Below are 2,681 nucleotides of genomic sequence, written 5' to 3'. Positions count from 1 at the left end.
AAAAAAAAAAAAAATAGCAAGCCGCTGTTTTATTTAATAAATTTAAGTAGTAATTAAAATAAACTCTTCTAGAGAAATGAAAACATTAAAGCACCGCCTTTCTCCTACGAAACAGGCATAGAAAATCCGACCACTAGCGATCGAATGAGGTGTTCGTAACCTACTTTCGCGATCCGGACGGAAACTCCGCACTCAAGCAGCACCTTAGCTCACTGACTTTGGATCGCTAATGGGGCGCATGATTGGTGATGATCGGCCTATTACTCAGCCGCTTGTGCCGCGCATTATTGTGGGTTTTTCTAATACGCTGCTTCAGAGCGAACCGGCGTTAAAGTCGTCACTCCGATGAAGTAGCCGCCCTTCGCCTGAAAGTAGAAAGGCAACCCGCCATGTGCGTCGCGCGGAGTCTGCACTTCCCGTCTGCCCATGCTCAGACGCTGATATGAAGCACCAAAAACGTTGTCATACATCTTGATATCACAAATGTAATAGATATTGAGGTATCTTGCCTAACCCAGGTCGTCGATATTGTAAATAAATTGACAGAATATTGGAGTATATCGATCATCATTATTCATAAGGACCATCTTCATGCGCGAATAACGAAAGTTCTCAACTCGAATTAATGTTCAAGAATTTCCTGACCAGCAGTGGTGTAGTACCTGTAAAGGTTGATATGTTTCATACAGATTCACAACGTTGTTTTTCTATTGATAAGAAAGACAGAAGCCGGTCGCAATGCGCATAACGATGACCAGCCACGAATAACACCAGTCCTCATTGTAGCCGGATATTGCCAAGCACAAATTCATTTGCTCAATCGTTCGCTGAGCAGGCAGATGGTCATTTAGAAAATGAGCGGATTGGCGGCGATCTATTGAAAACATAACATGTTTTTATAACTATCTTCTCCGATCAGCTCCCCCCTCAAATAGTGAGAGCAGTATTATCGCAATCTAGCCGTGGAGGGGAACAGTCTCCGGACGAACCATTCCATCATGAGTCCTTGTGCGATGATCGTGAATACCACTACGCCGTAACAAACTGGCAACAGCAACTCGCGTAAGCCTCCGGCTGGCAGTCCAAGCGCCAGAGAGATCGAGATGCCGCCACGCAGGCCACCCCATGTCAGGATACCCAGGACGCGGCCCCGTTCCCATTGCCTGAGGTGGGCCGGGAGCGTTGAAAAGAGCACGCTCAAGGCGCGCACAGCAATGGACAGCGGGATGATGGCAAGCGTCGCCAGAACTGCAAACAAATGCGGCTTAATCTCGAGGATTTCAAAGCCGATAAGCATGAACAACAGGACGTTCAGCACCTCGTCAATGAGGGTCCACGCAACGTCGAGATCCTTGCGAGACGCTTCGTCGAAAATGGAATGGCTATAGCTTGTCCCAAAGCAGAGACCGGCCACCACGACGGCAATCGCTCCGGACATTCCAAGCTGATTGGCGATGCTGAAGGTTCCAGTGGCCAGGGCCAGCGATGTCAGCAGGTCGATATGCGGATCCCGCTGTCCCTTGAGCACCCGCAAAGCAATCCATCCGGTCAATGCGCCCAACAGACCGCCGCCGATTGCCTCCCGGCAGAAACTCAGCGCAATCTCGGAGGCGCTCACTTCCTGACTTCCCCCGATTGCCAGCCCGATCGTGACACCGAAAATGACAACGCCCACGCCATCGTTGAACAGACTTTCACCTGCAAAAACAGCCTGAAGCGGTCCCGGTAGACCCAGACGTTTCAGCATTCCCACGACTGAAACCGGGTCCGTAGGCGCGAGAATGGCACCGAGCACAATGCACCATGTGAAGGGAACGGCGTGTCCCAGCAGGGGAAAAACGTACCACGCTGCGACCGCAAGAAACGCGACAGCCAGAACGGTTCCCAGAATGGAGAGGGCTGTCACAGACATCAGCTTTGCCTTCAGATGTCCGACATTGACCTGCATGGCCCCGGCAAACAGAAGAAGCGACAACGCGCCATTCAGAAGTGCCGCAGGGAGATTGATAGCTCCAAGCACCGATCGTGGAAAAGCCTGAAGGTCGTAGGCCGGAAGCAGCGGATTCAGGATCATGACCACAAGCGACGTCAGCAACGAGAAAATCAGAACACCAATCGTGACCGGAATACGCAGTGTGTGATGATTGAGAATGCTGAAGCCTGCCGAAAGGGTCAGGAGCAGAGCAAGAAGGCTGATGGTATCCATGCCGCCACCGCTGGACACTTCCGGACCTTACGTCAAGGGAAACCCGTAATGTCCGCTATCGGAAAAGCGTGACAGTTCGTTGAACAGCAGAAATGAGGCGATTACCGCCTGCCTGCTTCATATTCCTTAAGCAGAAAGGCCGCACAGGGGGGGGAGCAGAAGGTCCGGTTTCGGATGGAAACTTGAAAAATCGGACATTCAAGACCACGAAATAATTACAAATACAATTCCCATTCGATTGTTTATAGTCATATATATTTCATATTCACCAATCTATTATAAAGTAAAAAACGACAATACCATGATTTATACCACACTTCGAACGAAAGGCCACGAGACGCTTCCTTTACAGCTCAACAACAATTTGCCAGAATGCAGGTCGACGCTGGAAATATGGTCGGCTTTCGGATATTTCTGCCGTTCCCTCGCGACTTAGGCTCAGGACCCATTGATTTTTGTAGGGAATTTTGATTCA

Annotated in this window: 1 protein-coding gene; it reads right to left on the bottom strand. The window is 49.9% G+C overall.

Annotated features, from left to right (window positions below):
• Positions 1-946: 946 nt before the first annotated feature.
• Complete coding sequence (locus B7444_RS15900; RefSeq protein WP_035730656.1) at positions 947-2,206, bottom strand: cation:proton antiporter; 1,260 nt, start codon at positions 2,204-2,206, stop codon at positions 947-949.
• Positions 2,207-2,681 lie beyond the last annotated feature (475 nt).

It is taken from the genome of Gluconobacter thailandicus F149-1 = NBRC 100600, from assembly GCF_000964465.1.
In the GTDB taxonomy this organism is placed as follows: Bacteria; Pseudomonadota; Alphaproteobacteria; order Acetobacterales; family Acetobacteraceae; genus Gluconobacter; species Gluconobacter thailandicus.
This window is presented reverse-complemented; position numbering and strand designations above follow the sequence as displayed.